The organism is Cohaesibacter intestini, assembly GCF_003324485.1.
GTDB classification, from domain to species: Bacteria; Pseudomonadota; Alphaproteobacteria; order Rhizobiales; family Cohaesibacteraceae; genus Cohaesibacter; species Cohaesibacter intestini.
This window is the reverse complement of the sequence record NZ_QODK01000005.1, coordinates 154,235-179,739: the sequence shown is the minus strand read 5'-3', so window position 1 is coordinate 179,739 and position 25,505 is coordinate 154,235. Positions and strand designations below refer to the sequence as shown.

General features: G+C 56.1%; 25 protein-coding genes. 4 read left to right on the top strand and 21 right to left on the bottom strand.

Annotation, left to right across the window (positions count from 1 at the left end):
- Positions 1 to 47: 47 nt before the first annotated feature.
- From DSD30_RS17485 to DSD30_RS17450, 8 genes are all read right to left on the bottom strand, one after another.
- Positions 48 to 1,055: a hypothetical protein gene (locus DSD30_RS17485; RefSeq protein ID WP_114011020.1), complete on the bottom strand. Its 1,008-nt coding sequence runs from the start codon at positions 1,053 to 1,055 to the stop codon at positions 48 to 50.
- Positions 1,052 to 1,759, bottom strand: a complete 708-nt coding sequence (locus tag DSD30_RS17480; protein ID WP_114011019.1) for an ABC transporter ATP-binding protein — start codon at positions 1,757 to 1,759, stop codon at positions 1,052 to 1,054. Before DSD30_RS17480 ends, DSD30_RS17485 begins: the two co-directional genes overlap by 4 nt.
- Positions 1,756 to 2,904 carry an ABC transporter permease gene (locus DSD30_RS17475; RefSeq protein ID WP_114011018.1) on the bottom strand — a complete coding sequence of 383 codons (1,149 nt, stop codon included), beginning with the start codon at positions 2,902 to 2,904 and terminating at the stop codon, positions 1,756 to 1,758. The genes DSD30_RS17480 and DSD30_RS17475 overlap by 4 nt, the downstream gene beginning before the upstream one ends.
- Positions 2,901 to 3,224 (bottom strand): hypothetical protein, encoded by a 324-nt coding sequence (locus DSD30_RS17470; protein WP_114011017.1) that lies wholly within the window; start codon positions 3,222 to 3,224, stop codon positions 2,901 to 2,903. The genes DSD30_RS17475 and DSD30_RS17470 overlap by 4 nt, the downstream gene beginning before the upstream one ends.
- Positions 3,221 to 3,760, bottom strand: a complete 540-nt coding sequence (locus tag DSD30_RS17465; RefSeq protein ID WP_114011016.1) for a nitrous oxide reductase accessory protein NosL — start codon at positions 3,758 to 3,760, stop codon at positions 3,221 to 3,223. Before DSD30_RS17465 ends, DSD30_RS17470 begins: the two co-directional genes overlap by 4 nt.
- 106 nt (positions 3,761 to 3,866) lie before the next feature.
- Positions 3,867 to 4,490, bottom strand: a complete 624-nt coding sequence (locus tag DSD30_RS17460) for a twin-arginine translocation pathway signal protein (protein WP_114011015.1) — start codon at positions 4,488 to 4,490, stop codon at positions 3,867 to 3,869.
- A 133-nt stretch (positions 4,491 to 4,623) separates the two neighbouring features.
- On the bottom strand, positions 4,624 to 5,028 hold the full coding sequence (locus tag DSD30_RS17455) for a hypothetical protein (RefSeq protein WP_114011014.1): 405 nt from the start codon (positions 5,026 to 5,028) through the stop codon (positions 4,624 to 4,626).
- Positions 5,029 to 5,191: 163 nt separating this feature from the next.
- Positions 5,192 to 5,605 (bottom strand): c-type cytochrome, encoded by a 414-nt coding sequence (locus DSD30_RS17450; RefSeq protein ID WP_114011013.1) that lies wholly within the window; start codon positions 5,603 to 5,605, stop codon positions 5,192 to 5,194.
- 225 nt (positions 5,606 to 5,830) lie between these two features.
- Here DSD30_RS17450 and DSD30_RS17445 point away from each other — a divergent pair, with 225 nt between their 5' ends.
- On the top strand, positions 5,831 to 7,171 hold the full coding sequence (locus tag DSD30_RS17445; protein WP_114011012.1) for an efflux RND transporter periplasmic adaptor subunit: 1,341 nt from the start codon (positions 5,831 to 5,833) through the stop codon (positions 7,169 to 7,171).
- 2 nt (positions 7,172 to 7,173) lie between these two features.
- Positions 7,174 to 10,266 (top strand): efflux RND transporter permease subunit, encoded by a 3,093-nt coding sequence (locus DSD30_RS17440; RefSeq protein ID WP_114011011.1) that lies wholly within the window; start codon positions 7,174 to 7,176, stop codon positions 10,264 to 10,266.
- Positions 10,267 to 10,355: 89 nt separating this feature from the next.
- Here the strand turns inward: DSD30_RS17440 and DSD30_RS17435 are convergent, their stop codons facing one another.
- Positions 10,356 to 12,545 (bottom strand): putative bifunctional diguanylate cyclase/phosphodiesterase, encoded by a 2,190-nt coding sequence (locus DSD30_RS17435; protein ID WP_198663020.1) that lies wholly within the window; start codon positions 12,543 to 12,545, stop codon positions 10,356 to 10,358.
- Positions 12,546 to 13,685: 1,140 nt separating this feature from the next.
- Here DSD30_RS17435 and DSD30_RS17425 point away from each other — a divergent pair.
- Positions 13,686 to 14,039, top strand: coding sequence for a cyclophilin-like fold protein (locus DSD30_RS17425; protein WP_114011138.1), 354 nt, complete (start codon positions 13,686 to 13,688; stop codon positions 14,037 to 14,039).
- 211 nt (positions 14,040 to 14,250) lie between these two features.
- Here the strand turns inward: DSD30_RS17425 and DSD30_RS17420 are convergent, their stop codons facing one another.
- From DSD30_RS17420 to DSD30_RS17400, 5 genes are all read right to left on the bottom strand, one after another.
- Positions 14,251 to 14,958, bottom strand: a complete 708-nt coding sequence (locus tag DSD30_RS17420) for a RibD family protein (RefSeq protein WP_114011008.1) — start codon at positions 14,956 to 14,958, stop codon at positions 14,251 to 14,253.
- Positions 14,959 to 15,076: 118 nt separating this feature from the next.
- Positions 15,077 to 15,472 (bottom strand): (R)-mandelonitrile lyase, encoded by a 396-nt coding sequence (locus DSD30_RS17415; protein WP_114011007.1) that lies wholly within the window; start codon positions 15,470 to 15,472, stop codon positions 15,077 to 15,079.
- Positions 15,473 to 15,494: 22 nt separating this feature from the next.
- Positions 15,495 to 16,184: an NADPH-dependent F420 reductase gene (locus tag DSD30_RS17410; protein ID WP_280955322.1), complete on the bottom strand. Its 690-nt coding sequence runs from the start codon at positions 16,182 to 16,184 to the stop codon at positions 15,495 to 15,497.
- A gap of 77 nt (positions 16,185 to 16,261) precedes the next feature.
- Entirely contained in the window at positions 16,262 to 17,032 is a 771-nt protein-coding gene (locus DSD30_RS17405) for a carboxymuconolactone decarboxylase family protein (protein WP_114011005.1), read from the bottom strand.
- Between the two features lie 136 nt (positions 17,033 to 17,168).
- Positions 17,169 to 18,110 (bottom strand): LysR family transcriptional regulator, encoded by a 942-nt coding sequence (locus DSD30_RS17400; RefSeq protein WP_114011004.1) that lies wholly within the window; start codon positions 18,108 to 18,110, stop codon positions 17,169 to 17,171.
- A gap of 397 nt (positions 18,111 to 18,507) precedes the next feature.
- Here DSD30_RS17400 and DSD30_RS17395 point away from each other — a divergent pair, with 397 nt between their 5' ends.
- The gene (locus DSD30_RS17395; RefSeq protein ID WP_114011003.1) at positions 18,508 to 19,251 is read left to right on the top strand and encodes an SDR family oxidoreductase; all 744 of its coding nucleotides are present in this window, start codon (positions 18,508 to 18,510) and stop codon (positions 19,249 to 19,251) included.
- A 140-nt stretch (positions 19,252 to 19,391) separates the two neighbouring features.
- Here DSD30_RS17395 and DSD30_RS17390 read toward each other — a convergent pair whose 3' ends face one another.
- From DSD30_RS17390 to DSD30_RS17360, 7 genes are all read right to left on the bottom strand, one after another.
- Positions 19,392 to 20,069 carry a DUF4386 domain-containing protein gene (locus DSD30_RS17390; RefSeq protein WP_114011002.1) on the bottom strand — a complete coding sequence of 226 codons (678 nt, stop codon included), beginning with the start codon at positions 20,067 to 20,069 and terminating at the stop codon, positions 19,392 to 19,394.
- Positions 20,070 to 20,095: 26 nt separating this feature from the next.
- A complete protein-coding gene (locus tag DSD30_RS17385) occupies positions 20,096 to 20,995 on the bottom strand; it encodes an EamA family transporter (RefSeq protein WP_114011001.1) in 900 nt (299 codons plus the stop codon).
- Between the two features lie 129 nt (positions 20,996 to 21,124).
- Complete coding sequence (locus DSD30_RS17380; RefSeq protein WP_198663018.1) at positions 21,125 to 21,766, bottom strand: DsbA family oxidoreductase; 642 nt, start codon at positions 21,764 to 21,766, stop codon at positions 21,125 to 21,127.
- A complete protein-coding gene (wrbA, locus tag DSD30_RS17375) occupies positions 21,763 to 22,386 on the bottom strand; it encodes an NAD(P)H:quinone oxidoreductase (protein WP_114011000.1) in 624 nt (207 codons plus the stop codon). The genes DSD30_RS17380 and wrbA overlap by 4 nt, the downstream gene beginning before the upstream one ends.
- Positions 22,387 to 22,492: 106 nt before the next feature.
- On the bottom strand, positions 22,493 to 23,380 hold the full coding sequence (locus DSD30_RS17370) for a LysR family transcriptional regulator (RefSeq protein ID WP_114010999.1): 888 nt from the start codon (positions 23,378 to 23,380) through the stop codon (positions 22,493 to 22,495).
- Positions 23,381 to 23,586: 206 nt separating this feature from the next.
- On the bottom strand, positions 23,587 to 24,540 hold the full coding sequence (locus tag DSD30_RS17365; protein ID WP_114010998.1) for a LysR substrate-binding domain-containing protein: 954 nt from the start codon (positions 24,538 to 24,540) through the stop codon (positions 23,587 to 23,589).
- Entirely contained in the window at positions 24,537 to 25,445 is a 909-nt protein-coding gene (locus DSD30_RS17360) for a LysR substrate-binding domain-containing protein (RefSeq protein WP_114010997.1), read from the bottom strand. The genes DSD30_RS17365 and DSD30_RS17360 overlap by 4 nt, the downstream gene beginning before the upstream one ends.
- Positions 25,446 to 25,505: the final 60 nt, after the last annotated feature.

Here is a 25,505-nt window from a genome sequence, read left to right as displayed (position 1 = left end):
GGCGGATAATGTGACATCGCACCTTTGCCTGCACCGGGCAAGGTCATTTAGCCAAAGAGCCGTAGATTGGACGTCCAGATCGCAAAGAGACACAGGGCGCCAAAGGTCAGATAGGCGGCGATTGAATATCCGATATAGCGTGAGACAGCTTGCGGCAGGTGAGATGTCAGGCTTGCGGCCCGTGTGGCCTTGATGGGCAAAGACAGAAAGCCCGCTGCCAAGGCGAAACCGGTGCCAATGAACAAGCTGAGATAAAGCCCATAGCCGATAAAGTCATATTCAGGTTTGAGGATGCAGAACGGGCAGTGATGGTGCGGCTGGGCATAAATGTAGGGGGCAATCACCGAGATGATCGCCGTGATGGCCGCTAGAAAATAGAAAGGGCTGACAAAAGCATAGAGGGCAGACAGGCGGGATCGCCACAGCCCAAGCGTTGCCAGCAAGGTCAGGACACCAAGACCGGCATAGAGTAGCCACAAAGCCAACTCGGCATCCATTGATGCCAGCTGGGCTTCAAGGCCGGCCACCTCCGGGGTGAAGAGGCGCGAGCAACAGGAGGTGATGACTTCGGTTTCCAGATTGAGGAAATAGGCCAGTTGCAGCCCGGCACTGGCGAGCATCACGGGGGCCAATCCAATCAGGAAGGCATATTTAAAACGGGTGAGGGGATAATCGCGCCCCTTGCCATCCACTTTGTTGAGAATGAGCCAGACAAAGGCCCCGAAAAAGGCTGCCAGTTTGAACAGCAAGGCCGGAAAACCATAGGCGTTGACATTGAGGGTGCCGACCGCACACATGGCGCCGGTGAACATCACCGCCATCCGGTCCGCATTATAGACAAACAGCAACAGGCTGATCAGCTCGATCCCCATGACGAAAGCCAGCGCCGTGGAGACGAGGTAGGTCTTGCGTTCCATCCGGATTTGCTGCGCCAACCCGCTTTCCAGATTCCAACGCTGGAGGATCTGATAGGAAAAATGCGCCGCCCAGAGCAGGATGAGGCTGGAAAGGCTCGCCACCAGCAAGAGCGCCAGAATCGTGCTTTGGAAAATCATGATGGCGCATGTCCCGTCTTGGTTCCGAGCTCGATCTCGACAACAGCCCCATCTTCCATGCTGACAATCCTGTCGACCAACGGGGCCTGCCAAATGCGTGGGTCATGACTGGTCATCAACAGGGTCTTGCCTGCCTGACGCAGCGTGTCCATGGTGGCGAGAAAGTCTGTGGTGAGGGTGGTGTCGAGATTGGCGGTCGGCTCATCAGCAATGAGGATGGCGGGATCGTTGATCAGCGCACGGGCAATGGCGACCCGTTGCGCTTCGCCGCCGGACAGAAGCTCGGATGGGGCAGAGGCGCGGTGATCAAGTCGCAATTGGGTGAGCAAATCCAGAGCTTTTCGCTTGAGTGCTCCATGGTCAAGCCCCAGTGGCAAGGCCGGGGCCATGACATTCTCAAGGGCCGTCATGCCGCGAATGAGATTGAAACGCTGGAAGATGAAGCCGAATGTCTGACGGCGAATGTCGGTCATGAACTTCTCGGGCAACCCGGAAATCAGCTCTCCTTTCAGATGCACGCGACCTGATGTCGGTCGCGCGAGGCAGCCGATCACGCTAAGAAGGGTCGTCTTGCCAGAGCCACTTGGACCCTTGAAGACAGTCGTCTGGTTGAGGGGGAGGGACAGGGAGACAGACTGGACGGCCCGGACCTCGTTTGGCTGGCCGTCATTATAGGACTTGGACACATTTTCAAGTGTGATCATCGCATCACCTGTTCCGGGTCTGTGATGGCGGCCCGCCAGATCGGCACAATGGTGGCGGCCGTGAAGGGCACAATGGTGAAAAAGGCGAGCGTCGCCAATTGCAAGCCATCAATCGCGGGGGGAAGGGTGAAGTCGGGATAGAGCACGCCCCAGCCCTGCAAGACCGGCTTGAGCAATCCAGCGTCAAACAGGAAGACATGAGCATAGGCTGTCAATGTTCCCGTCAGGAAGGACAGGCCGGACAGCAGTGCTGCCTCCCAGACTTTCATCGCCAGAATGTCTCCGGTGTCCCAGCCAATGGCTTTCAAGATGCCGATTTCCCGTCTCTCTTCTCCGGACAAACCCGACGCCTTGTCAAAGACGAAAATCGTGAAGGCAATGATCGAGGTGCCGAGCAGGGCCAGCAGCAAGCCTTCGCGCCAGGAGAAAATGGCCTCATAAGTGCGCAACACATCGCTGCGGGTGACGATGCGGGCATCAGGTAGACGATAGGATACTTTTCCCACAATCGTTGCGACTTCACGCTGATTGCGCACGCTGAGGACCAGATCGGTATAGACATCTTGCGGCAGGTTGAAAAATTTGCGGAAGTCCGCTTCGCTGACCAGCACCAGATCAGAGGTGACCAGAGCGCTGTCGCTGGTCAGAATGTCCTTGATGCGCATGACAAGCGGTTTGCCTGTCGGTGAGCTGAGAGCCAGTATGCGCCCCTTTTGGGCCTTGCGCAGACGGGCAACCCCTTCGCCAAGAATGGTTTGGCCTTCCTCCAGCTTGAGGTTTGTTGCGTTCTTGCCCGGCACCATCAGGGTATAATTCGCCTTGGTGCCCCGGTCATAATAGTAACCCCAGAGCCGCCCCTCTGCCGATCGAACGCCGCGGATCTTGCCTATCTTGTCGAGATAGGAGAGGGGCACCAGATCGTGACGCCCCATGACAAGGTGCTGGATGGTGATTTCCGGGGCGTCGGCAAGCATCACAGACGCCTCGCGCCGGATGGCATGGGAGAAGAACATGACGGAGGCGAGGAGAAAAATAACGAGCACATAAACGACAAAGAGAATGGCGTTGCGCCCGAGGCGTCGGCGCATCGCGGCGAGTGTGAAGTCGATCAAGTTCAACTGTCGCCGGAGAGGAGAATGGGTCATGGTCTTGACACTCCCTCGATTGTCATCTGTCCACCAAGCTGTCGCAGATGCTGTGGCGGTCCGATCAGCGAGCCGGTGGGAAAGTGATCAATAGAGACCGGATGATCCTGAAAGGGGGTGTGAAGGTCAGCCATGGTCGGGTGGCGTGTGTAGCGGGCTTCGGTGAACAGCGCGAGATCGCTCAAGCCCAACTGTCGGACCGGGCTGCTTGCATGTTGCTGGCGCATGGGGGACAGGCCGGCATGGAGCAGGGCTGCACCAAGCAGGACCGTCAGGACGCAAAGCAAGGAGACGATGGCGAGGGATGGACGGAGGGTCATTTGAGCCGGAACTCCCCGTTGTCCAGGCCAAGCAGAAGATCCATCGTCACATCCCCAAAGGTCAGGATGCGCTTGCCTTGATGGTCCTTCATGAACTCATCCGCATCATAGCGATCCGGATGGGGCACAAGTTCATGGCCCATCGGTCCCAAAATGTCGGAGCCTATGACATAGAGGGCTTTACGGGCGTCTATCCGCTCGATTGCATAATAGTCCGTTACGCCCACATGCAGGATGTCTTCCCTTTTGCGCCCCGAGGCATATTTGTCCATATCGAGCAGATATTTGAACAGGTCCTTTGCTCCGTCGAAATGGTCGGCATGGCCGTCTTTGTAGAGCACCGTCGCAATCCAGTCTGGATACCGCGCGGGAAACATGCCGCAAACCGGGCAGGCGTCGCGATCATGCGGCATAGGCGTGCCAAAGGGTGTGAAAAGCAGCTCGGAGGCCGATGCCTTTGCTGCGTGCAGCATCATTGGCGCTGACAACCCGGCGGCAATCAGGCTGCGTCTGGTCAGATTGGGTCTTGTGCACATTGGCGCGCTCCCGCGGCAAGAGGATGCGAATAAAGGACAAGCCGTGACGGGGCTCACTCCGCCGTTGGCTTGTCCTCCATTCCATCAAGATGATGGAGGTTGTGGCTTAGTTGGCCTTGTCTTTCATCATCTTCATTTTTTTGGCCATGTGGGCTCGCTTCTCAGCCCGGCGCTTGCGGATCATCAGCGTGTTTTTCGCCATGTCGGAATAAGCCGCTTCCAGCGCCTGTTCGAAAGGCACCACGCGCTCTGCTCCAACCGCAGCAGCCTTGGCCGGGTCGGCATAGGCCCATTTGCGCGTTGCTGACATGGTGCCGGGCTTGGAGGGATCGAGGGCGTAGTGGGCATCTTCAACCTTGATCAACGGTTTGACCTCGGCGTCTGATCCTGCGTCTCCCACCCAGATGTTTTTGGGTGCACGATCCATATTGAGGCCGATGGACAAGGAGGCGCAATGGATCGAACAGGTGCCCTCGGTCGAGTCATCGTCATACTGAATGAGATGGCGCGAGTGGCTCCATTGTTCACGCACCATGCCGCAATAGGTGCAGCGCGGATATTTCTCGAATTCCTTGTCGGTCGGATCGGGGTCTTTTTGCATATGGCCCGTGACGCCATTCTTGCGGGTCCACTCCCAAGGGGTGACCATCTTGGCAGCGGCGGCGAGGGAGGACAGGGCCAGCGCAACAGGGGCGAGCGCTGCCGAGGTCAAAAGGGTACGACGGTTCATGAGTTGGTCTCTCTTTTCAAAACGGAATAAAGGGAAAGGCAAGACCAACCGCGGGCAATAGCCGACGATGGCTCAATATCTGGCGCATGCGCCCATGGGAAATGGGTGCAGTTGGTCTGGCCTTGCATCAATGTCAGGAAAAGAGAGGAGGACCGCGAGCGAAGTTGGCCTGCGCCAGCCTTGGTGTGCCAATTTGGTCACCGGACTTGAAAGAGACTGTTGTGAAGACCTGCTGTGTCGTCGGCAGAACCGGTTCCTCGCCTTCCAGTGTGGGAGAGGCGACAGCAGAAGAACAGACAGAACAGAGGCTTGGATCAAAGGTTCCAGAGCTCTCGGTCTCGCCCTCAAGGGTGACGAGACCACCGGCAGAACAAATCTGAAGGAAACTATGTGCAACGGACCCGACTTCAACCTGAGCGATCGGGCCGGCGGCTGCGGTCCAGATCGATGTCGCATGAACAATGCCAAAGAACATCTGGCTGATCAGCGCGATCAGCGTGATGCACAGGGCCAACATGTCCTTGCGTATGGATTGCATTGTCAGATCAAGAAGCCGGTTTGGACCGGCTCCCCCTTCATCAGATTTGATTCCGTGTTAGCAAACAGGATGCATCTCTGTGAAGAAATTATACGAAAGTCAAAAATGACAAACATATGCATGGTTATGCTGCGTCATTTTGACCAAGCTGAGGGTCCGGCGATCATTTGGGCGCCTTGCCATGCTCTTGACGATAGTGATCGGCATACCATCCCGGGCGATCAAACTGACCGTCATAGATGAATTCTGCGATTTTTGCCGCATCCTCATCGGAGAGTTCGACCGCTGGCATCAAGCCGAACCGACGAATGGCGCCGGGCATGCGGGCGCGGGCCAGACTTGGGTCCTTTGCCCATGCCACAATGGCTTTGGTGAAGGTGGTCTTGTCTGGATAGGCCGAAAGGTAATGGCCCTGAACCGCGAAAATCGGCGGAGCAACACGATCATCTCCCATTTCGTAGCCGCCATGGCAGGCAGCACAATTGTCTTCATAAAGCGCGATGCCGCTCTGTGCGGCGGCGGGGGCTGAAAGGCAGGTTGCGGCCACAAGGGCAATAGGTCCGAGTTTGTTGGTCATATGGTTTGTCCGGTCTCTGGGGTTGGGTCATAATATTCATTTATTCGCAATTATTTTATTTTGTCCAGCGCACATGATGCCTTCGATCGACATTCGATTACAAAGCGATACGCTTCGTTACGCTTTGTATCTTGAGCTAAATTTTCTGTTACAGTATTTTCGAAATAATAAACATGATCGCGGGCACGCGGTTTTCCCTTCCATAGCTGCGCAAAGAGCTTCGATATGAGTATCCTGAAAAAACTCCTGATTGTTCCTCCGGTGGCCCTCGCAATCGGCCTTTTCGTTTTGTCCGGGCAATCGGCCAAATCTCCTCAAGTCGCAACGCAAGGGAAGGAAAAGCCGACGCCGGTCAAAGTCATTGGTGCCAAGCCAATGACGGTTGTCCCGTCCGTGTCGGCCTATGGCAAGGTGCAGCCGGATCGCAAATGGGACGCTGTGGCGCAGGTGGCCGGTCCGGTTATCTGGACGGCAGACAGTCTGAGGGATGGGTTGCTCATTGCGAAAGGCGCAAGCCTTTTGAAAATCGACGAGCGGGAATATGAACTGGCGCTCGCCCAGATCGAGGCCCAGATCGAGGCGTTGAACACCAAAACGGACACAATTGCGGCTTCGTTGAAAATCGAACAACGAGCCTTGGCTCTGCTTGAGGATGATCTGGGCCGAAAGAAATCCCTGCTTTCGCGCGGCTCGACTTCGCAGGCCGGTGTTGATGCTGCGGAACGGGCATTGCTGACTCAAGATGCCAAGGTGCAGACGCTCAAAAGCACCCTGAAGCTCAACGAAGCGGAAGGTAAAGTTCTCCAGCAGCAACGCGAGATCTCGCTGCTCAACCTCAAACGCACCGAGCTCAAGGCGCCGTTTGATGTGCGGTTGTCGTCGGTTGATATTTCGGTGGGCCAATATGTCAATAAAGGGCAGAAGCTGTTTTCAGGAGATGGCATTGCTGTTGCGGAGATTGTCGCACAATTGCCCATCGGGGCGTTGCGTCCCCTGATCGGAAAAGCGGGCGAAGACGGCGCACCACTCAATGCCTTGTCTTCTCAGGAGGGAGCGGATGCCAACCGCCACACGGCCATGAAAGCCAAGGTGGTTCTGCATACACCCCGGTCCGACATCCTCTGGGAGGCAAGGGTTGACCGCGTGACTGCGGCGATGGATCCCAAAACCCGAACGCGAGGGATCGTGCTGACCGTGCAGGACCCCTATGGGCAGGCCAGCCCGGGGCAGAAACCGCCTCTGGTGACGGATACTGCGGTCGAGGTCATTCTTCAGGGGATGCCGAGAAAGAACATGTTCGCGCTTCCAGCCTCTGCCATTCGCAAAGGCAAGGTGATGGTGGTCGATGCGGAAAAGCGCCTTCGCTTCAAGCCGGTCAAGGTGGCCTATATTCAGGGAGACATCGCCGTTTTGATGTCTGGTCTGGAGCCAAAGGAGAAGGTGATCGTGTCCGATATGCCCGCCCCTGTCGACGGCATGCTGGTGGGACCCAAGCCTGACAAGAAATTGCTCGAACGCGTGATGGCAGAAGCCTCTGGCAAAGCGCCAAGCAAAGGGGCAAAATAATCATGATCCGCTATTTTGCAAAGCATCCCACAGCAGCCAATCTGCTGATGGTCGCAATCCTGCTTGTCGGCGTGCTGGCGCTGCCCAAGCTGCAACGGGATACCTTTCCCATCACTGATCCGACGCAGGTGGAAGTGCGCGTCACCTATCCGGGGGCAACGGCGCTCGATGTGGAAGAGGCGATCTGTTTGCGCGTCGAGGAAGCCCTCGGGGTCATTCCCGACAAGCTGGAACTGACCTGTGAAGCACGGGAAAATCTGGCCATTGGCGTGGTCACGATGATCGAGGGGCGGGACTTCGATACCTTTTACAATGACATCAAGAGCGAAATCGAAGCCATAACCGGCTTCCCGGCCAATGTTGAACGGCCCTCAGTCACCAAGATGGAGCGGACTGCAATCATTTCGACGATTGCCATCACGGGCATCGATGATCCGGGCGGTTTGTTTGCCTATGCCGACAAGGTCCTCTCGCGGGTGATGCGTAACAAGCAGATCGCTCAGGCAACCCTGAAGGGGTTTTCTGATCCGGTGATTGATATTCGCGTGTCCGAAGCCGCGCTGCGGGATCTGGGCATGAGCATCAATGACGTCACGTCTGCCATCAAGGCCCAGAGTGTCGACTTGCCATCGGGTACGTTGGAGACCAAAAGCGGTGATCTGGTTCTGCGCTATGCCGACCAGCGCAGAAAACCGCGCGAATTTGCCAATATCGTCGTCAAAAGCTCGGCCAATGGTGGTGTGGTGCGCCTGAAGGATATTGCAGCATTATCCCGTGCGTTTGAATTTGCCGAAGACAAGGTCACGTTCAACGGCCAGCGTGCCGCGTTGATCGAAATTGCCAAGACCCCCAAACAGGATACCCTGAAGGTCAAGGCGCTGATTGATACCATTCTGGAAAATGAACGGTCCATGGCGCCTCCGGGCGTCAGTCTCAACATCTCTCAGGATGTCTCCCCCAACATTGTGGATCGGTTGCGCATCCTTTCCGAGAATGGCCTTCAGGGTCTGGCGCTCGTCTTTCTGGTGATGTGGCTGTTCTTCTCGCTGCGTTACAGTTTCTGGGTGGCGATGGGGCTGCCGGTTTCCTTTCTCGGGGCCATCTTTGCCATGCAGGGGCTGGGCTATACGCTCAACACCATGACCATGGTCGGGCTGATCGTGTCGACTGGCTTGCTGATGGACGATGCCATCGTCATTTCGGAAAATATCGGCGCGCGTCTCAAAAAGGGCGAAGATGAACTGGATGCGGCGGTGAAAGGCACCTTGCAGGTGTTGCCAAGCGTCATTTCGTCCTTCCTCACGACGATTTTGATTGTCGGCCCATTGGCTCTGATGGCCGGTAAAATCGGGGCGGTGCTCAAGGTCCTGCCGGTGATCCTTGTCATCACGCTGGCAATCAGTCTCATCGAGGCCTTCCTGATTCTGCCGTCCCATCTGTATCATTCTCTCAAAAAACAGGGAGAGAGAAAGCCATCTCGGTTCCACGCCGCCTTTGATCGTGGGTTCGAAGGCTTTCGCAATGGGGTCTTTGGCCGAATGATCGATTGGGCGATATCCTGGCGCTATCTGACCACCGGGCTGATCCTTGCCATGCTGATCCTGTCTTACGGGGCCTTTTCCAGTGGGATGCTGAAATTCCGTTCCTTCCCGAAACTGGAAAGCGATACCATTCAGGCCCGTATTCTGATGCCACAGGGAACGCCGCTTGCGGAGACCGAAGTGGCGGTGCAGCAGGTTGTTGCAGCGCTCAAGAAGGTCAATGACAAGTTCAAACCCCTGCAGAGCGAACAGCGCGATCTGGTCAACAATATTCTGGTCTATTATGGGGTCAATGCAGACTCTCATGAGAAAGGGCCGCATCAGGCGACCATCAGTGCCGACCTGATCCGAGCGCAGAAACGCAAAGGCTCCTTGCAGGAGATGCTTTCGAGTTGGCGGAAACTGACCGGGCCTGTACCGGGGAGCCTTGCCATGAAATTCACCGACAAGGAGCGCGGTGTTGCTGGCAATGCCATCGATCTGCGTCTGCGGGGCGGCAATCTGGAGCAAATCAAGAAAGCGGCCGATGATCTAAAGGTCTTTCTCTATGGCTATAACGGAGTTGTCGATGTGCTTGATGATCTGCGTCCTGGCAAGCCTGAATATGTTGTCAAGCTGCATGACGATGCGGGGAGTCTTGGGCTGACGGGCAAGGGCGTGTCAGAAGAATTGCGCTCTATCGTGCAGGGCAATACTGGCCTTGAGGTTCAGACCGGTCGCTATGGTGTTGATGTGCGTGTGCGGCTTGCCGATGGCGCAATTGACAGCCGTGGTGGCATCAATGCGATCTATGTAACCGCCGCGGACGGCTCGAAGGTGCCTCTGGCCACGGTGGCTGATGTCACCGAAAGTCGCGGCTATGCGCGCATCAACCGTGTCGATGGCATGCGTACCGTGTCTGTCATCGGGGCGATCAAGCCCAACATCGTCAATGCGCGTGAATTGATGATGGAGGTGAAGAGCAAGTTCGCTCCGGCCCTGAAGAAGAACTATCCCGGTGTGTCCATGGCCTTCAACGGTCAGGGCAAAGAAGCGTCAACAACGGGCAGCTCCTTGCGGACCAACTTCCTGATTGGCCTTGCCTTTGTCTTTATTCTGCTCAGCTTCCAGTTCAAGAGTTATGTCTTGCCGATCATTGTCCTTGCCGCGATCCCTCTTGGGGCCATCGGCATGGTCCTCGGGCATCTGGCAATGGGACTGGACATCTCCATTCCAAGTCTTGTCGGTCTGGCGACCCTGTCGGGGGTGGTGGTCAACAATTCGATCCTTCTGGTCTCCTTCATACATGGGGAAATGGAAGCCGGGCATGACCCGATGGAAGCCACCAAACAGGCCGCAAAAGCCCGCTTCAGAGCCGTGGTGATGACGTCAATGACCACGATTGCCGGGTTGTTGCCATTGCTGGCAGAAAGCAGTACGCAGGCGCAGTTTCTCATCCCGCTCGTCAACAGCCTTGCATTCGGTTTGCTGACGGCCACGGTCCTGTCTCTGTTCCTGGTGCCAAGCCTGTTCGCCATTCTCACGGATTTCGGTTATGGCAAGCCGAAAACATGAGGGACGGGCAACCCAGCGGTGACGGGTGCTTTTGTTGGAAGGGCCTAGATTGCTCTGCCGGGGGTGCCTGCATCCTCGGCTCCACCTGATCAACTGGCAGCGCGGTTCGCGCTATCAGTCTGATGGGGTGACTTGCCTGAAAAGAGAGAGGCAAACTCGACATATTCGTCATGTGGCAATGGTTTGGCGAAAAAGAAGCCCTGATAGTCGTCACAGCCTACGGAGTGGAGAAAATCGCGCTGCTCTTCCGTTTCAACGCCTTCCGCGATCACCGACAGTTCAAGCGTTTCACTCAACGCGACGATCATCTTGGCAATGGCGGCATCGTTCGGTTCGCAGGGTAGCGATCGGACAAAGCTCTGATCGATCTTTAATTGATCAAGAGGCAGCTTCTTGAGATAGGAGAGCGAGGAGTAGCCGGTGCCGAAATCGTCAAGCGCGAAACGGACACCTTGTTGGCGCAACTGTTCCATCTTGGTGATTGCGTCTTCGACATTGTCCACCAGATGGCTTTCCGTAATTTCAAGCTTCAGCTTGGTGGCGGGAGCCTTGTGCTTTGCCAGCCTTGTCAGGACCTGATCGACAAAATTGAAATGATGCAGTTGAATGGCGCTCACATTGACTGAAAGTGTCAGATCGCGCAGGTCCGGATTGTTTTGCCATTCAGCCAGGTGCTGACACGCGGTATCCAGAATCCAGTTGCCCAGCTCCGGTATCAGTCCGCAGCTTTCCGCTATGGGAATGAACTCGGCGGGCGACACATAGCCCAGTTCAGTATGCTTCCAGCGTAGCAGCGCTTCTGCGCCGGTCACCGCGCCTTGGAAACTGACCTGAGGCTGGTAGAATAGCGTCAATTCCTGCTGTTTGACGGCTGTTCGCAGATCTCGTTCCAGCCGCATCCTGTGCGACAGGTTTTCCTGAAGTGCGGGGTCATAGAAGCGCACGGCATTCCGCCCGTCCCTCTTTGCCTGATACATGGCAATGTCGGCATGCTTCAGGATGTCTTCATAGGTTTTTACTTCAGGGCCAAATGTTGCGATGCCGATGCTTGTCGTACAGCGATGTGCGACGCCGGCAAGTTGGAATGGCTGCTCAAAAGCGTCCAATATACTGAATGAGAAGATTTCTGCATCCAGAGCAGCCTCTTTGGCCGTTTGGCCATTGAGCTTCGGCATCAAGATGACGAATTCATCTCCACCGAATCTGGCGACGGTTTGCTCTTTTCCGACGCTGGCTTGCAGTCGTCTTGCGGCGGCAATGAGGAGTTCATCCCCTGCATCATGACCCAAGGTGTCATTGAGGGTCTTGAAGTTATCAAGATCGAGGAACATTACCGCTGAATAGGTGCCCTTCAGTGCATTGGCCTTCATGGCAAGCTGCAAGCGATCGATCAGCAGGGAACGGTTGGGCAAGTCGGTCAACTGGTCATGGAATGCCAATTGGCGCACTCTGTCTTCTGCCTGTTTTTGCGCCGACAGGTCATAGAAAGTGAGAATATAGTGGGTTGGATTGCCGTGTTTGTTCAAAACCGGAGAGACCGCCATCCAACGTTCAATTTTATCACCGGATTTGTTTCTGACCTGAACCTCTCTTTGCCAGCCCTGTCTGGCTTCCAAGGTTTCCCAGACTTCGGAGAATGCATTCTCTAATTCCAGAGTGTAGTCTAACAAGTCGAGAATGGGTCTGTTCAAGAGCGTGGCTTCATCAGTTTGCAGCATGTCCAGCAGCGCTGAGTTCACCTTGAGAATTGTTTTCTTCGTATCGATCACTGCCATCCCTTCGATGCTCTCGAATGCGGTGGCTGCAATTTGCAGATCCGTGTTCAGCGATTCCAGCTCAAGCGCCTTTTCGCGCGAATCTGCCTCCGCCGACTTTCTGCGCTCGATCTCTCTGGAGAGCTTGTTGTTTTTCCTTGCAAGCAACCGGCTCTGCTCTCTGATGATGCCGAACTCGGTTTTCAATCGGTTGTTCTTTATTCTCAGATGATTAATGCCGATCGTAAAGATCAGCATGAAGCAGGAAAATCCAAACAGCGGCAGAGCGAAATTGTCCGACAAGGCCCCCCCAGCAAACCCGGATGCGGGCTGCAGCATGTGCATGGATGCAGCCATATTTCTGAGCGGCACGGAAACCCCCACCATCTTGCCACGTCCTTCGGCTAGCTGGAGATCATGCAGGACTGTTTTCTTGCTATGTGCCGTCAGTATATCGGCGTTCAGATGCACGCCGTGGGAGGCAGCCACTTCATCCGAGCCTATAATGAGCTGGCCATCATCCATCACCAAATGAGCGAAGATGTCGGGTTCCGAAAGGCTGGGCTGCAGCAGATCAAGAACCTCATCAAAGGCACTGAGTGTCAGAATACAGCCTTGATAGGCGGCGCGGTGGTAAACCGGGGCGGTCGCAACGACAAAGCGATGCTCGAAGTCCAGACTGACCTTGGCTTCGAATTTTGACATGGCCTCGCCGCAAGTTTTGCGGGATTGTGCGTGGCCCGAACTGGCTATCAGTGTGCCGTCGCGATCAATGAAAGCAAGATAACTGAAGACGTTGTATTCGAGCGAGTTTGAGTTTCTCAGGAAGCGATTGAAACGCTGCTCGATTTCGTCAATTCTCTTTGAGAGGACCTGTTCGGTTCCGTCTTCGCTCTTTTTGCCGGTTATGTAGCTTTCAACGGAATGAGACGCGGCGATGCGCTCCCCTGTCTGCTTCAAGCGGTCAAAATGAAGTTCGACATCTTGGACCTTTTTCTGAGCCGACGTCAGAAAGCTCTGGTCTGCGAGCGACAGCATCGATTTGTGCGTTTCGTTGATATGAGACGCAACGACCGTCATGGCGATCAGAAAGATCAAGGCACCAAATACGGGCCAATAGTCCTGAACCGGTCTATAATGAAGGGGATTCATTGCTGCTTCCCATCAGTTTGCAGAAATCCATCGTGATGCAATACAGGTCCGAATGGCGTTTCATTCATTCGTTGGCATCCTTTGGCGTCCAACCGGTTGGCATGTCGCATTTGGGCATCGAACGGCTTATCAGCAGCATGGTTCGACAAGGTTCGATTCAGGTCAGCGCATTAAAATGTGCCAACTTTGTAATTAGTCGATAACAGTAAACTGCTAACTTTGGGTTTCCGTCGCCCCGTGATGCTCTGGAAACCCACAGTTTATGCCCATGGCGCTGATTGGCTGTTTCGATCAGGCTGAAGACTGCATCCATGACATTCATGCGTGCTCTTCATAAGTGTTTTGAGAGACTTTGATCTTGCCGAAAGAGGCGGGGAGCCTCATTCTCTTGATTTCTTTCCGGATGACAGGAGATGCGCTGTGATGAGATTTTTGCGCCGACAAAGGCTCCATTCTGCGCTGACGATTTTGGTTCCACTGGTCTTGTGGAGCGGACAAGGAGCGGCAGACGACATGAAGATTCAATTTGTCATTGGAGAAACCACTTTGAGGGCAACGATCGAAGACAATTCGGCCAGCAGAGATTTTCTCAAGCAATTGCCGCTGGAGGTGGAGCTGGAAGATTATGCGGGGATTGAAAAGATCTTTTATCCACCCCAAAAGCTTGCGACGACCGACACACCAGACGGGATCGATCCAGACCCGGGCGATATCACCTATTATGCGCCATGGGGCGATGTGGCCATTTTCTATCGTGATTTCGGCTATTCACGTGGGCTTGTGCGGCTTGGTCGATTTGAGGCAGGAGCCGTGGCCCAATTGTCTAAACTGGATAAAGGTCCGGTGCGCATAGAAATCGCGGAGTGAGCTGTCCGGGTTCAAAATCATTCAGGCGAGGACAGCTTTCTGCCCTCGCCTTGGCATCTTCACGCGTTGGGTTGCGCGCCTCTAGACGCTGCGCATGTCGATGAAAAAGCGGATTAACCGACCAGTTCCTGTGTCTATGCCATGCCGTCAATCATCGAACCGGCAAGGCTCTTGCGCCCAAATCCAATCATCATGAGGCGCATGGCAGGAATCATCTGTGCTTCACATGATGGCGCAGCCAAACGACCCCGTGATCGAGGCGTTCGACACCCACAAGTTCAACCAGCTGGCCTTGTGTTTCTTTCTGATGATCATAAATGGTTGGAATGCCGGATTGACCATCGAGATAGGGCACGATCAGGGTACTGGTTTCATCAATCAGGCCTTTGGCCAGAAAGGCTCCATTGAGTATGCCGCCCCCTTCGAGCAAAAGGCGCTGCTTGCCAAAGGCATATGCGAGGGATTGCAGGGCTGCGGCAATATCATCTCCATCCGCGCCAGCAAACAAGACCGTTATGCCTTTGGCAGCCAATGCTGTGACGTGGTCCTGACTAACCCCGGTAGACAGAACCAACACCAAGTGACTGCCATCCACCTCATCGCTTTGTGGGCGCAGGACGCCTGTGCGATCAAAGCACACGCATAAGGGGCGGTTGCCTCTTTGGCCGATATAGGAGGTCAAAGTGGCGGAGCTGGCTGCGGGCTGCGGCGCAAGGGCAGCGGGTCCGGTCGGCAGATAGGCTTCCATTGTCTTGCGACCGACAATCCAGCCGTCTGCTTTGTATTTTTCAGCCACTTCTTCATAAAGATCAATGGCCGCTTCAGGCAGGCCTTGCCACCGGTCGGGCAACAGCCGACCATCGAGCGAACTGATCATGTGGCAAATGATTTCGGGTCTTTGAGGGGTCGTGGCTTGCATGGGGACGGATAGCTTTCGTACGGCGCTGATGGGTCGATCAGCAGCAAGGCGGATTGCGAAACCATTGCTTCTCGGTCCGCCTTGTTTGGGTGAAACCAAGTTTGGTCTGGCGTGGTTTTTAGCCTTGATAGTCTTTGTCAGAGACGTGCTCCATCCAGGTTACCGCTGATCCCTCAACGCTTTCCTGTATTGCGATATGGCTCATGGCGGTTTCCGGTGAGGCCCCATGCCAGTGCTTTTCGCCTGCCGGGAACCAGACAATGTCGCCCTGACGGATTTCCTCGATCGGACCACCTTCACGCTGTACGCGACCGCAGCCAAAGGTGACAATCAGGGTCTGGCCTGCCGGATGGGTGTGCCAGGCGGTGCGAGCGCCGGGCTCAAAGGTCACATGGGCTCCGCCCGCGCGTCCGGGATCTTCGGCCTGAAACAGAGGATCCACACGCACCGTGCCGGTAAACCAGTCTTTTGGTCCTGCAAAGGATGGGGCGCTGCCGCCGCGAATGATTTTCATGGTCTTTCCTTTCTGTGCGGGTTCAGTCCCGCAGCTTTTCAAATCGATAGGTGAGGTTCGGTCCGCCGGTCTGCTCATAGGCCAGAACTGCCGTCACCATGGCGAAGGGTTCAACAAAGCGAGCATTGGCAAGGTCACCAAGATCGACCGGGTCAAAGCCCACCTGTTCAATGAGTTTTTTGGCCTGCCGTTTGGCTTCGGGATGATCGCCATAACAGAGGCTTTGCGGGCGTGGCTGCCGGTCTCTGCGGGCAAAGACAGCGTCAAAGCTTTCGGAAGGGGCGGTGTTGAAACAGCCGACCCAAGCCGCCTCGGGGTGGTGTTCGGCAAGATATTCTGCGCCGGACCTGTCGGTTCCGAGCACCAGCCTGCTGTCTGATGGATCGAGCGGCACACAGCAATTCAGCACGATCTTGCCTGTCATTGCACCGGTCTGCGACAGCACGTCTTCGATGCGAGACCAATGCACAGCAAGCAGGATTGCATCCGCCTGTTCAACTGCGCTGGCCACATCCGCCCACCGGGCATCAAGTCGAGCGGCCAAGGCCGCGAGCCGTTTGTCGCTCCGCGCATAAGAAAAGATGATGTCATGGCCGCACTTGGCCCAAATGGTTCCAAGGGCTGTGCCCATCCGACCAGATCCGACAATTGCGATTTTCATGCGTCCATTCCTGTGTTGCGCCCCTGTTGTGGCGCTTCTGTGGCTGGCCAGAGGTCAAATGGCCAAGGACCCGGCCATTGTCATGACTGGGTCCAGTTCGGTTTGGCCGATTGGCAGGTGGTGCTCGGTTAGTCCGTTCTGGCTTCAAATACCTTCTTGGCGACGGGCATGGCTGAGAACACTTTCGGCCAGCCCGCATAGAAAGCCAGATGAGAGAGAACCGCACCGGCTTCGCCCTTGGTCAGTCCATTGTCCATGGCTCTGTTGAGATGGAACGTCATTTGCTCGGGCTGCCCGGCAGCGATCAAGGCGGCGACGGTGATCAGGCTGCGGTCGCGCGGTGCCAGATCGGGGCGTAGCCAGAGGTCGAGAAACAGCAGTTGTTCTGTGTCGCGCACAACCCCCGCGCTGACCGAACCATATGTATCGGACACAAAGGTCTGGCGAGCGGCCTCGGCTTCCTCATTCAGTGCCAGAAGATCGACTTCGGCAGCTGGCAGATCTTCGGCTGCAATGTTGCGGGCTTCAAAGACCGGAGCGACCGCCTTGGCGGCCGCCATGGCATTGCCCCAGCCGGTGTAAAAAGCCAAATGGGTGATGGTCTCGGATAGCTCGGCCGGCTTGACGCCAACATCCAGAGCCAAGGCGGAATGATCGGCAAGTGCCTCTGCTTCATGGCGGGTCAACAGGGCTGCAAAGGTGACCAGCGCCCGGTCACGCTTGGACAAGGCTTCATCCTGCCAGACGGACCCGGCCAAGGCTTGCGCGGAATAGGCTTGCAAAGCAGGAGAAACCTTGGCGACGGCATTGGGGAAGGTCTTGGTCACGTCTTCTGCAAATGCGCTGAAAGGCATCATGGCGAAGGTGGAGGCGGCTGCAATTGTCTTGAGACTTTTCATCAATCACTATCCTTATGTAAGAGGCCTTGGATGCTGTGGGCTTCGTTCAATAAGGTGGGCATGCGGTTGGCAAACTTAATGACTGAAGATGTGATCCCAGTCATGATCAGAGCTAATTAATCTTCCTTTTCCCGCCTTACTTGTCCCGTTGCCGCAAGGCATCGAGGACAACCTGAAAGGCTGACGAGCTGCGCAGACGGCTGGGATAGTAAAGGTGAAAGCCCGGAAAATAGGGCGAATAGTCCCCCAGGCAGATGTCCAGTCTACCCGCCTTGAGATCCGCCTGAACCAGCAATTCCGGCAGCAAGGCCAGACCATGGCCGTCCCGGCAAGCGGTATGGATCGGCATCACCGTATCAAAGCAGGCCTGTCCCTTGACCTTGATCCGCAGCTCGCGCCCGTCCTCATCCTCGAATTCCCAAGCATAGAGCGCACCATGGGTCGACAGGCGCAGATTGATGCATTCATGCTGGTCGAGATCTGTGGGGGTCTCGGGTCTGCCATATTGGGCAAAATAGTCAGGCGATCCGACGCAGACCATCCGCTCATCGGGTCCGATGCGCATGGAGATCATTCCATCGCTGACCTGTTCCCCATAACGCACCCCGGCGTCGCACTGGGCGGACGCCAGATCGGTGTAGCCATAGTCCATGACAAACTCGACTTTGACTTCGGGATTGGCTTTCAGGGCAGGGGCCAGTTTGGGCCAAAGCAGGGTCTCGATCGTATAATCTGTGGCTGCAATGCGCACGGTGCCGCTGGGCGCCCCCTGACTGTCGGTCAGGGCGATCAGGCGGTCTTCGATGGTGGTCAGGCATGGCGCCAGCGTTGCGATCAGGTCCTCGCCCTCAATGGTGGGGGCGACCGAGCGCGTTGTTCGGGTCAAAAGTCGCAGGCCAAGCCGCTCTTCCAAGGCCTTGATTGTGTGGCTCAGGGCTGACTGAGACACATTCAGCCGGGCAGCCGCCTTGGTGAAGCTGCGCTCTTCGGCAACCGCCATCAAGGCAATAAGATCGGTGATGTTGTCGCGCAGTACGCGTGACAGATCTTTTTGGTAGGTATCCTGTTTTTCCGGCATATGCTGACCAATGCTCGCTGTCAAAGCGCCTGACTGGGGTGGGGCTTCAGACAGAATGATCCTGAAGAGGAATCCATTCTATCAGGCTGTTATCACGGAATAATTGCTATGAAATGATAGCACATATGTGCAGGATTCATATATAGCCGCTGCGGGGCAGCAAATCGCCCCATTCGCGCATCACCCTGCATGTGCGAGGGGGAGGATATTTATCGTAGATCGGCGATCCATTGATGAGTGTTGGTCATGAGTGTTTGTGGAAACAGCCCCATAAACAGGCGGTCGATGTGCCATTATATTGGAAGCAACGCAAACGGGTCGTTTCTGTTTGCCGCATGTCTGTATCAAACGCACAGCATCGTCTGTTCGCTGGTTTGAGACTATGAGGAGAGAGATCATGATCAAGGATAAAGTCGTCATCATCACCGGCGCATCGTCCGGTATCGGCGAAGCGTCAGCCAAGTTGCTGGCCAGCAAAGGCGCGAAAATCGTTCTGGGTGCCCGCCGTGAAGACAAGCTCAAGCAGATTGCCGAAGACATCTCCAAAGCCGGAGGTAACGCGGTTTATCAGGTTCTGGATGTGACCGATAAGGCCCAGAATGAAGCCATCGTGGCGCTTGCCAAGGACACTTATGGCAAGGTCGATGCGATCTTCCTGAATGCCGGTGTCATGCCAGCCTCCAACGTCTCGGCTCTCAAGACCGATGAGTGGGACCAGATGGTTGATGTGAATATCAAAGGTGTGCTGAACGGTGTTGCCGCTGTTCTGCCAACCTTCACCGAGCAAAAATCAGGCCATGTTCTGGCAACATCTTCCGTTGCTGGCCTCAAAGCCTATCCAAGCAATGGCGTTTATTGCGGCACCAAATGGTTCGTCAAATCCTTCATGGAAGTTGTGCGCATGGAATCCGCAATGGAAGGCACCAACATCCGCACTGCAACCATCTATCCGGCTGCGATCAACACCGAGCTGCTTGATACGATCTCCGACAAAGCGACCGCTGAAGCCTATCAGGGTATGTATGATACCTATGGAATTTCTGCTGATCGCATTGCGGACATCGTTGCGTTCGCTCTGGATCTGCCGGAAGACACCACGATCAACGAATTCACCGTTGGCCCAGCAAACCAGCCTTGGTAACGCACACCAAGTGACCGATCAGAGGAGGCAGGCCACGCTCCGTTGGCCTGCCTCCTCTGTTTGTAATGGGTTTGATCTTCGCACTCCTGGGCCGCCCGCCCAGGGCACAATCGAATGATCTTTCAGCCAATCTCGCGTGCTTAAGGGCTCTTCTTCTGGAACAGCAAACGCAGGCAGAAGGCCGTCTCGGCGAGGATTGTCACCAGATAGACCGGAGTGAAGGGCGTCGACCATTCGGGCGCGAAGAAGCGCAGCCCACTGCCGACCAGATAGACACCACCGGCGGCGGCGAGGCCCAGTGCGAAAATTCTGGCAAACTGCCCGGATCGCCAAACAAGCACTGCCATGAAAAGGCTGTTGAAGCCAAAGAAAATCAGCCCCAAATCGTAGCCATGGGCATGAAGATCCAGAAATATCAAGGCAAGAGGCGCCGCGTTTGTCAGGTCATTGCCCTTGGTTAAAATCAGCCATGCGGTCAGCAATGCCATCACGCTGACCGCAATCAGCACGGTCTGGATCAATCGCAATATCATAGTCAGCAAGGCAAGAGCCGGTGCCATGGGGCGAAAGATCAAATAGAACAGGACTGCCAATCCGGCATCACAGAGTGCCATAAGGATGTCGGCGGCAATGGCCAGCCGGAATTGTCCCGGTGCCCCGAGGATCGCGGCGGCTGTGCCATCGGCATCTGCCAGATCGATCAAGGGGGCACGCAGACCAAGCTCTCCGCCCAGTCCCGTCAGGATCACCACCAGATAGAGCAAGCCGGCCAATCTGATCTTGGCGATCATATCCGGAGTGGGAGTGAGAAGAGACATCGCAATCTTCCTTTCGGGGATAGACATCAGGCGGTCTCGGGGCGCTCACAGACCGGGGGCAGGGCCGTTTTTGTCGGCGGCGGACGGTTTGCCCGTTGGCCCGCCCAGACAGAGCCGATGATAATCACGGCACCAGCAATCTGCATCGGGCTCAAGGACTGACCGAGCAGCCCCCAGCCAAGCAGCACCGCCGTCAACGGACTCATCATGCCAAGCATCGAGACCGCGCCGGGTTCGATCCGAGCGACTCCTCGAAACCAAATCGCATAGGTCAAGGCTGCCCCGATCAGTCCCAACCAGACAAATCCAGCAAGATTCAAGGTGGTCAGGGGTGGCAGGGCCGGTTCAAACACCAAGGCAAGCGGCATCAGAATCAAACCACCTGCTGTCAGTTGCCAGGCTGTGAAACTGAGCGCGGAAACCGGCGGCAGCCATTTGCGACTGAGGACCGTGCCCGCAGCCATCGAGGCTGCACCACCAATCCCTGCCGCGACCCCAATCGGATCAAGGCTTGCATCAGGGCCAATGAGAAGCAGGGCCACACCGAAGACACCCGTTGCGGCGGCCGCCACCGCGCTTGAACGGATGGGGGTTCCAAGCCAGCCACGCGCCATGAAAATGACGATCATGGCCTGCAGGGCACCAAGCGTTGCCGCCACTCCGCCGGGCAGGCGATAAGCCGCCACGAAGAGAAGAACCCAGAAAAGCGAGAAATTGAAACTGCCCAAGAGGAAGGTTCGCCCCAACCAGTGACGGGGAGGCAGCGAACGGGTGATGGCAATCAGCAACAAGCCCGCAGGCAGTGCCCTCAAAGCTGCGACGGTGATCGGATAGCCGTCTGGCAGCATTTCGGTGGTCACCAGATAGGTGCTGCCCCAGATGGCCGGGGCGAGCGCCGTTAGAAAAATGTCAGTTGTTCGTGACATGGCTCTCATCTCCTTGTCGGTGGCTCATCTGAGCAAGTGAAAGGGCAGGCCACGAGGGGACTGTCTTTGCGGGCCCTGAGGGTGAAATTTGCGGCGGCCAAAGAGGGAAAGTAACAATAGAACCTCCTGTCAAGCAACTGATCGAAGCGCGGTGCGCAATTGAGCGGCCAGATCGTCGCGCGGCCCATTGACGAGTCGGGCACCGGTTTCGCGGACAATCAGGGTCGGTACAGACTGGACCTGAAGGCGACGGGCCTGTTGCCGGTCGGCTTCAACAGCCTTTAGGGTGGACGGATCTTCAAGCTGGCCGATGAAAGCCGGTATATCGAGTTCGAGCGTGCGAGCTGCCTGTATCACCGTGTCTGGATCAGCGATGTTTCGCGCCTCTGAGAGATGGGCCCGCTGGAGCCGGTCAAACATGTCCCAATGGGCCGTCTGTCCGCCAAGGCGTTCGGCAGCCTTGCAGCCAAGCGCTGCGGTCATGCCGTGCGGATAGTCGAAGGGTGCTGACCGCATCGCCTCGATATCAACTTGGTCGGGTTGATCGCTGACATTGCGACAAACCGACCAATGGCCGAGGATCGTTTCACGGGCCTTTTCCGGCGACCCCCATCTTTGTGCCATTTCTGCCCGACTGGCTTGCAGGACAAAGGTTTTGTGTTGAACCGTCAGGTCGAACTCGGCGGCAAGCGAGCGCATCCGCGAGGAAATGTTGAAGCACCAGCAGCAGACAACATCATGAAAGAAATCAATGGTGAGCGAGGACATCATGCAGCCTCCTCAACAAGATTGGCTCCGGCCAAGGCTCGGGCGATCCGGGCCACATGGGCACCTTGAAAACGGGCTCCGGCCAAATCGATGGCGGACGGTGCGCGCGATCCGTCGCCGCCAGCAATGGTGCCTGCCCCATAGGGGGCACCGCCGATAATCTCGTCGGCCGTCGTTTGCCCAGCAAAACTATAGGGCATGCCTGCAATCAGCATGCCGAAATGCTGAAGCGGAATTTGCGTCGAGAGCAGCGTTGCCTCATGGCCACCATGCTGCGAGCCGGTTGACGCAAACACCGCACCAACCTTGCCCACCAAGGCGTTGCGGGCCCAAAGTCCACCTGCCTGATCAAGGAAGGTTTTCATTTGTCCGGCCATCATGCCGAACTGGGTCGGTGTGCCGAAAATGATGGCATCATACTGTTCGAGGTCGGCAGGACTGGCGACCGGGGTATCGTCTTCGACGAATCCTGCTTGTTGACGGATTGCATCGGGCACGGTTTCGGGGACACGGCGCACATCGACCTGTGTGCCCGGCACATGGCGGGCGCCTTCAGCCTCGGCCTCGGCAAGGGTGCGGACATGGCCATAGCTGGAGTAATAAAGAACAAGAATATTGGTCATGGGATCCTCTCGGGGGTTGGGTTTCCATGCCCGAGAGAATGGGGGAGGAGCCGGGTTGGAAAAACCGACCCTGTGTCACTTCATTCTTTACGCCCGTTGAAGAATGCTAAGATTGCAACGCGGCTCGGAGATGATCGAGAAATGCCGTCACCCGAGCATCCATGCCCAGCCTTGAGGCCGTCACTGCATAAATCTCCGGTGCTGGAAGCTCCCAATTTGGCAGGACACGGACCAGTGCGCCCGTCGCTTCAGCGTCTTTGGAGACAAAGTCCGGCAAGGTTCCCATCCCTGCGCCCGCGATCAAAAGATCACGCAAGACCAGACTGTTGCCCACACGCACAGGCGGGTCGAGATCGATGCTGGCCTGACCCGATGGTCCATGCAGGGCCCAATTGGTCAAATGATCGGCCAGCAGGAAGCCGATGATCCGATGTTGCCTGATGTCTTGGGGGGTGGCTGGGGTGCCCATCTTTCGCAAATAGGCAGGTGCCGCAAAGATTCGCTGATGCATCGTGCCGATCTTGCGGGCCACGAGCGCGGAATCCGGCATGACGGAACGGATGCGGATCGACACATCGAACCCTCCCTCGACCATGTCCACCACCCGATCATCCATCGACATGGTCAGACGCAAGTCTGGATAGGCTTCAAGAAATGCCGGAAGCATCGGCGCAATGACCGTTTGCCCGAAGGAACTAGATGCATTGACCTTGAGATGTCCGCGTATCGCGCCTGCCCCCTCACGAATACGGGTCTCGGTCTGGGCCACCGCATCAAGAATGCCGCTTGCCTCGTCGTAATAGAGACGACCGGCATCCGTGAGCGACATGGAACGGGTGGTTCGCGTGAGGAGCGTGGTCCCCAGACTTTCCTCAAGCAACTTGATTTCACGGCTGAGAAGTGCGGGCGAGACACCAAGATCCTCTGCGGCGCGGGCAAAGCTGCCGCGCTCGACGATGCGGCGAAAGGCGTGCATGACGGAAAGCTTGTCCATTCGGGTTCCTGATCTCTCCCAAACTACTGCCCTTTTCGGCATGGCTTGTTAGTTCGTGCCGACGATGGTGGATTCAGTGTTCGGCAATGTATACCGGAAGTTGGACAATGTTGCCATTCCTCGCGGCCTCTGATGTGCTGTCGGAGTGTCTTGGTCCGCATCTTGGGTGGTGGGGCGCTCCCTAACATTCCTTCACACCAGTGCGGTCATTCCAGCGTGTGAATGCGGAACATCTGGTCTTGCAACTCGGTGAGAGCCGCCTTGTCACGGGCGACTTCCTCCAGCAGCCAGGCGCGGAACTCATGGACAGGGCGCCGAGACAGATGATGGCTCGGACAGATCATCCAATAGGAGGCATTGCGGACTGGTTTGAGCATCGGAAAGAGCGGACGCAAGCTTCCATCGACAATTGCATCATGGGTCAATGTGGTGCTTTCCAACGTCACACCAAGCCCTTCCTGAGCCATGAAAATAGCCATCGCCGAGCGGTCAAATTGCTGTATCCGTGCCGCATTGTCGACATTGAGACCATTTTCGACCATCCAGCGTTCCCAAGACACGTCCGATTTGACCGACTGGATCAGGCTAATGGATTGCAACACCTCGGCAGGGTCCCGATAGGCGAAATGGCTATATATTTCCTGATTGCACAAAGGCAGCACGGTGTCTTCAACAAGCAATTGCGAGGATTGTCGGTCGATGGTTTCACGCCCATAGCGGATTTCGATATCGACCTGTTCCTTGTCGAAATCGGTCAGCTCGGATGTGGCATCAACGCGAATGTCGATGTCTGGATTGGCGCGAATGAAATCAGGCAGCCGCTTGGTCAGCCACAAGGTTCCGAATGATGGTGCCACACGCACCATCAACGGGCGTTGCTGCATGCGCCGCGAGATCTGGCGTTCGGTTCTGCGAATGATGGATAGGGCTTCGGAGGTGGCCTTGAACAGGCGTTCTCCGTCTTCGGTCAGAACCAGATTGCGCTTCACCCGGCGAAACAGGGCAATGCCCAGCGAATTTTCGAGCAACTTGATCTGCTGGCTGATTGCGGAGGAGGAAACCGATAATTCTTCGGATGCCCGCGTCAGGGTTCGAAGACGCGCCACGGCTTCGAAATAGACAATGGCCTTGAGCGGCAGGCGCGAACTGAGATGCATCATAATGCCTCACTCCCATCGTCAATGCCCAGTTCTGCTAGAATCCAGCTTTTGAAGGCTTCGACCTTGGGCAACCGGGTTCTGGACTGGACGAAATTCAAACTATGACCTTGAACCGTATAGCCAGCGAGCCCGAAGGGCGCGACAAGTCGCTTGCTTTTCAGTTCATTCTGCACGTGAAGGTGGCTTTCAAGGATTGCGCCCTGTCCGTCGACGGCCGCATCGATGGCCATGAAGGAGGAATCAAATCGCAAACCCTTTTCATCAAACAGATCGGACAAGCCTTCTGCCTTGAACCAGTCATTCCAGCTGAACAAATTGAGTTCCGAATGGATCAGGGACTGTCGGGCCATGTCGATTGGTGCCCGGATCGGAACAGCGCCGTTCAACAGTTCTGGCGCGCAGAGGACCAGCATGGTTTCTGGCGGGAAAGCGATGCGTCGCACGCCCGGTTGCGAGGGAAAGTGCCCAAAACGAATGTCAAAATCAGCTTCGATGGACAGCAAATTAATCGGGTTGGGCGTTGCATTCAGTCGCACATCCAGATCCGGATTGGCATTGCAGAATTGTTTGAGCCTTGGCATCAGCCACTGCTTTGCCAGACTGGGGGCGCAATGAATGGTCAGAATGTCAAATCGTGTGGTGCGCCCGATGGCGACCGAGGCAGCCTCAAGTTCGCTGAAGCCCCGCCCGACTCTGTCCGCAAATGCATTGCCAAGATCGGTGAGGACAATCGTGCGATTGATGCGCTCAAACAACATCACGCCAAGTTCCACTTCCAAGGCCCGGATCTGATGACTGACGGCCGACGGCGATACGCTCATTTCCTCGGCCGCAGCCGAAAAGGAGCCAAGCCGGGCGGCGGCATCAAAGGCCTGAAGTGCTTTGAGAGACGGAAGCTTGCGCATGGTCTTTTATCGTCCCGCGGGATCTTGTCTGGTCGAGTGCGCCCTCACTATAGACGTGAT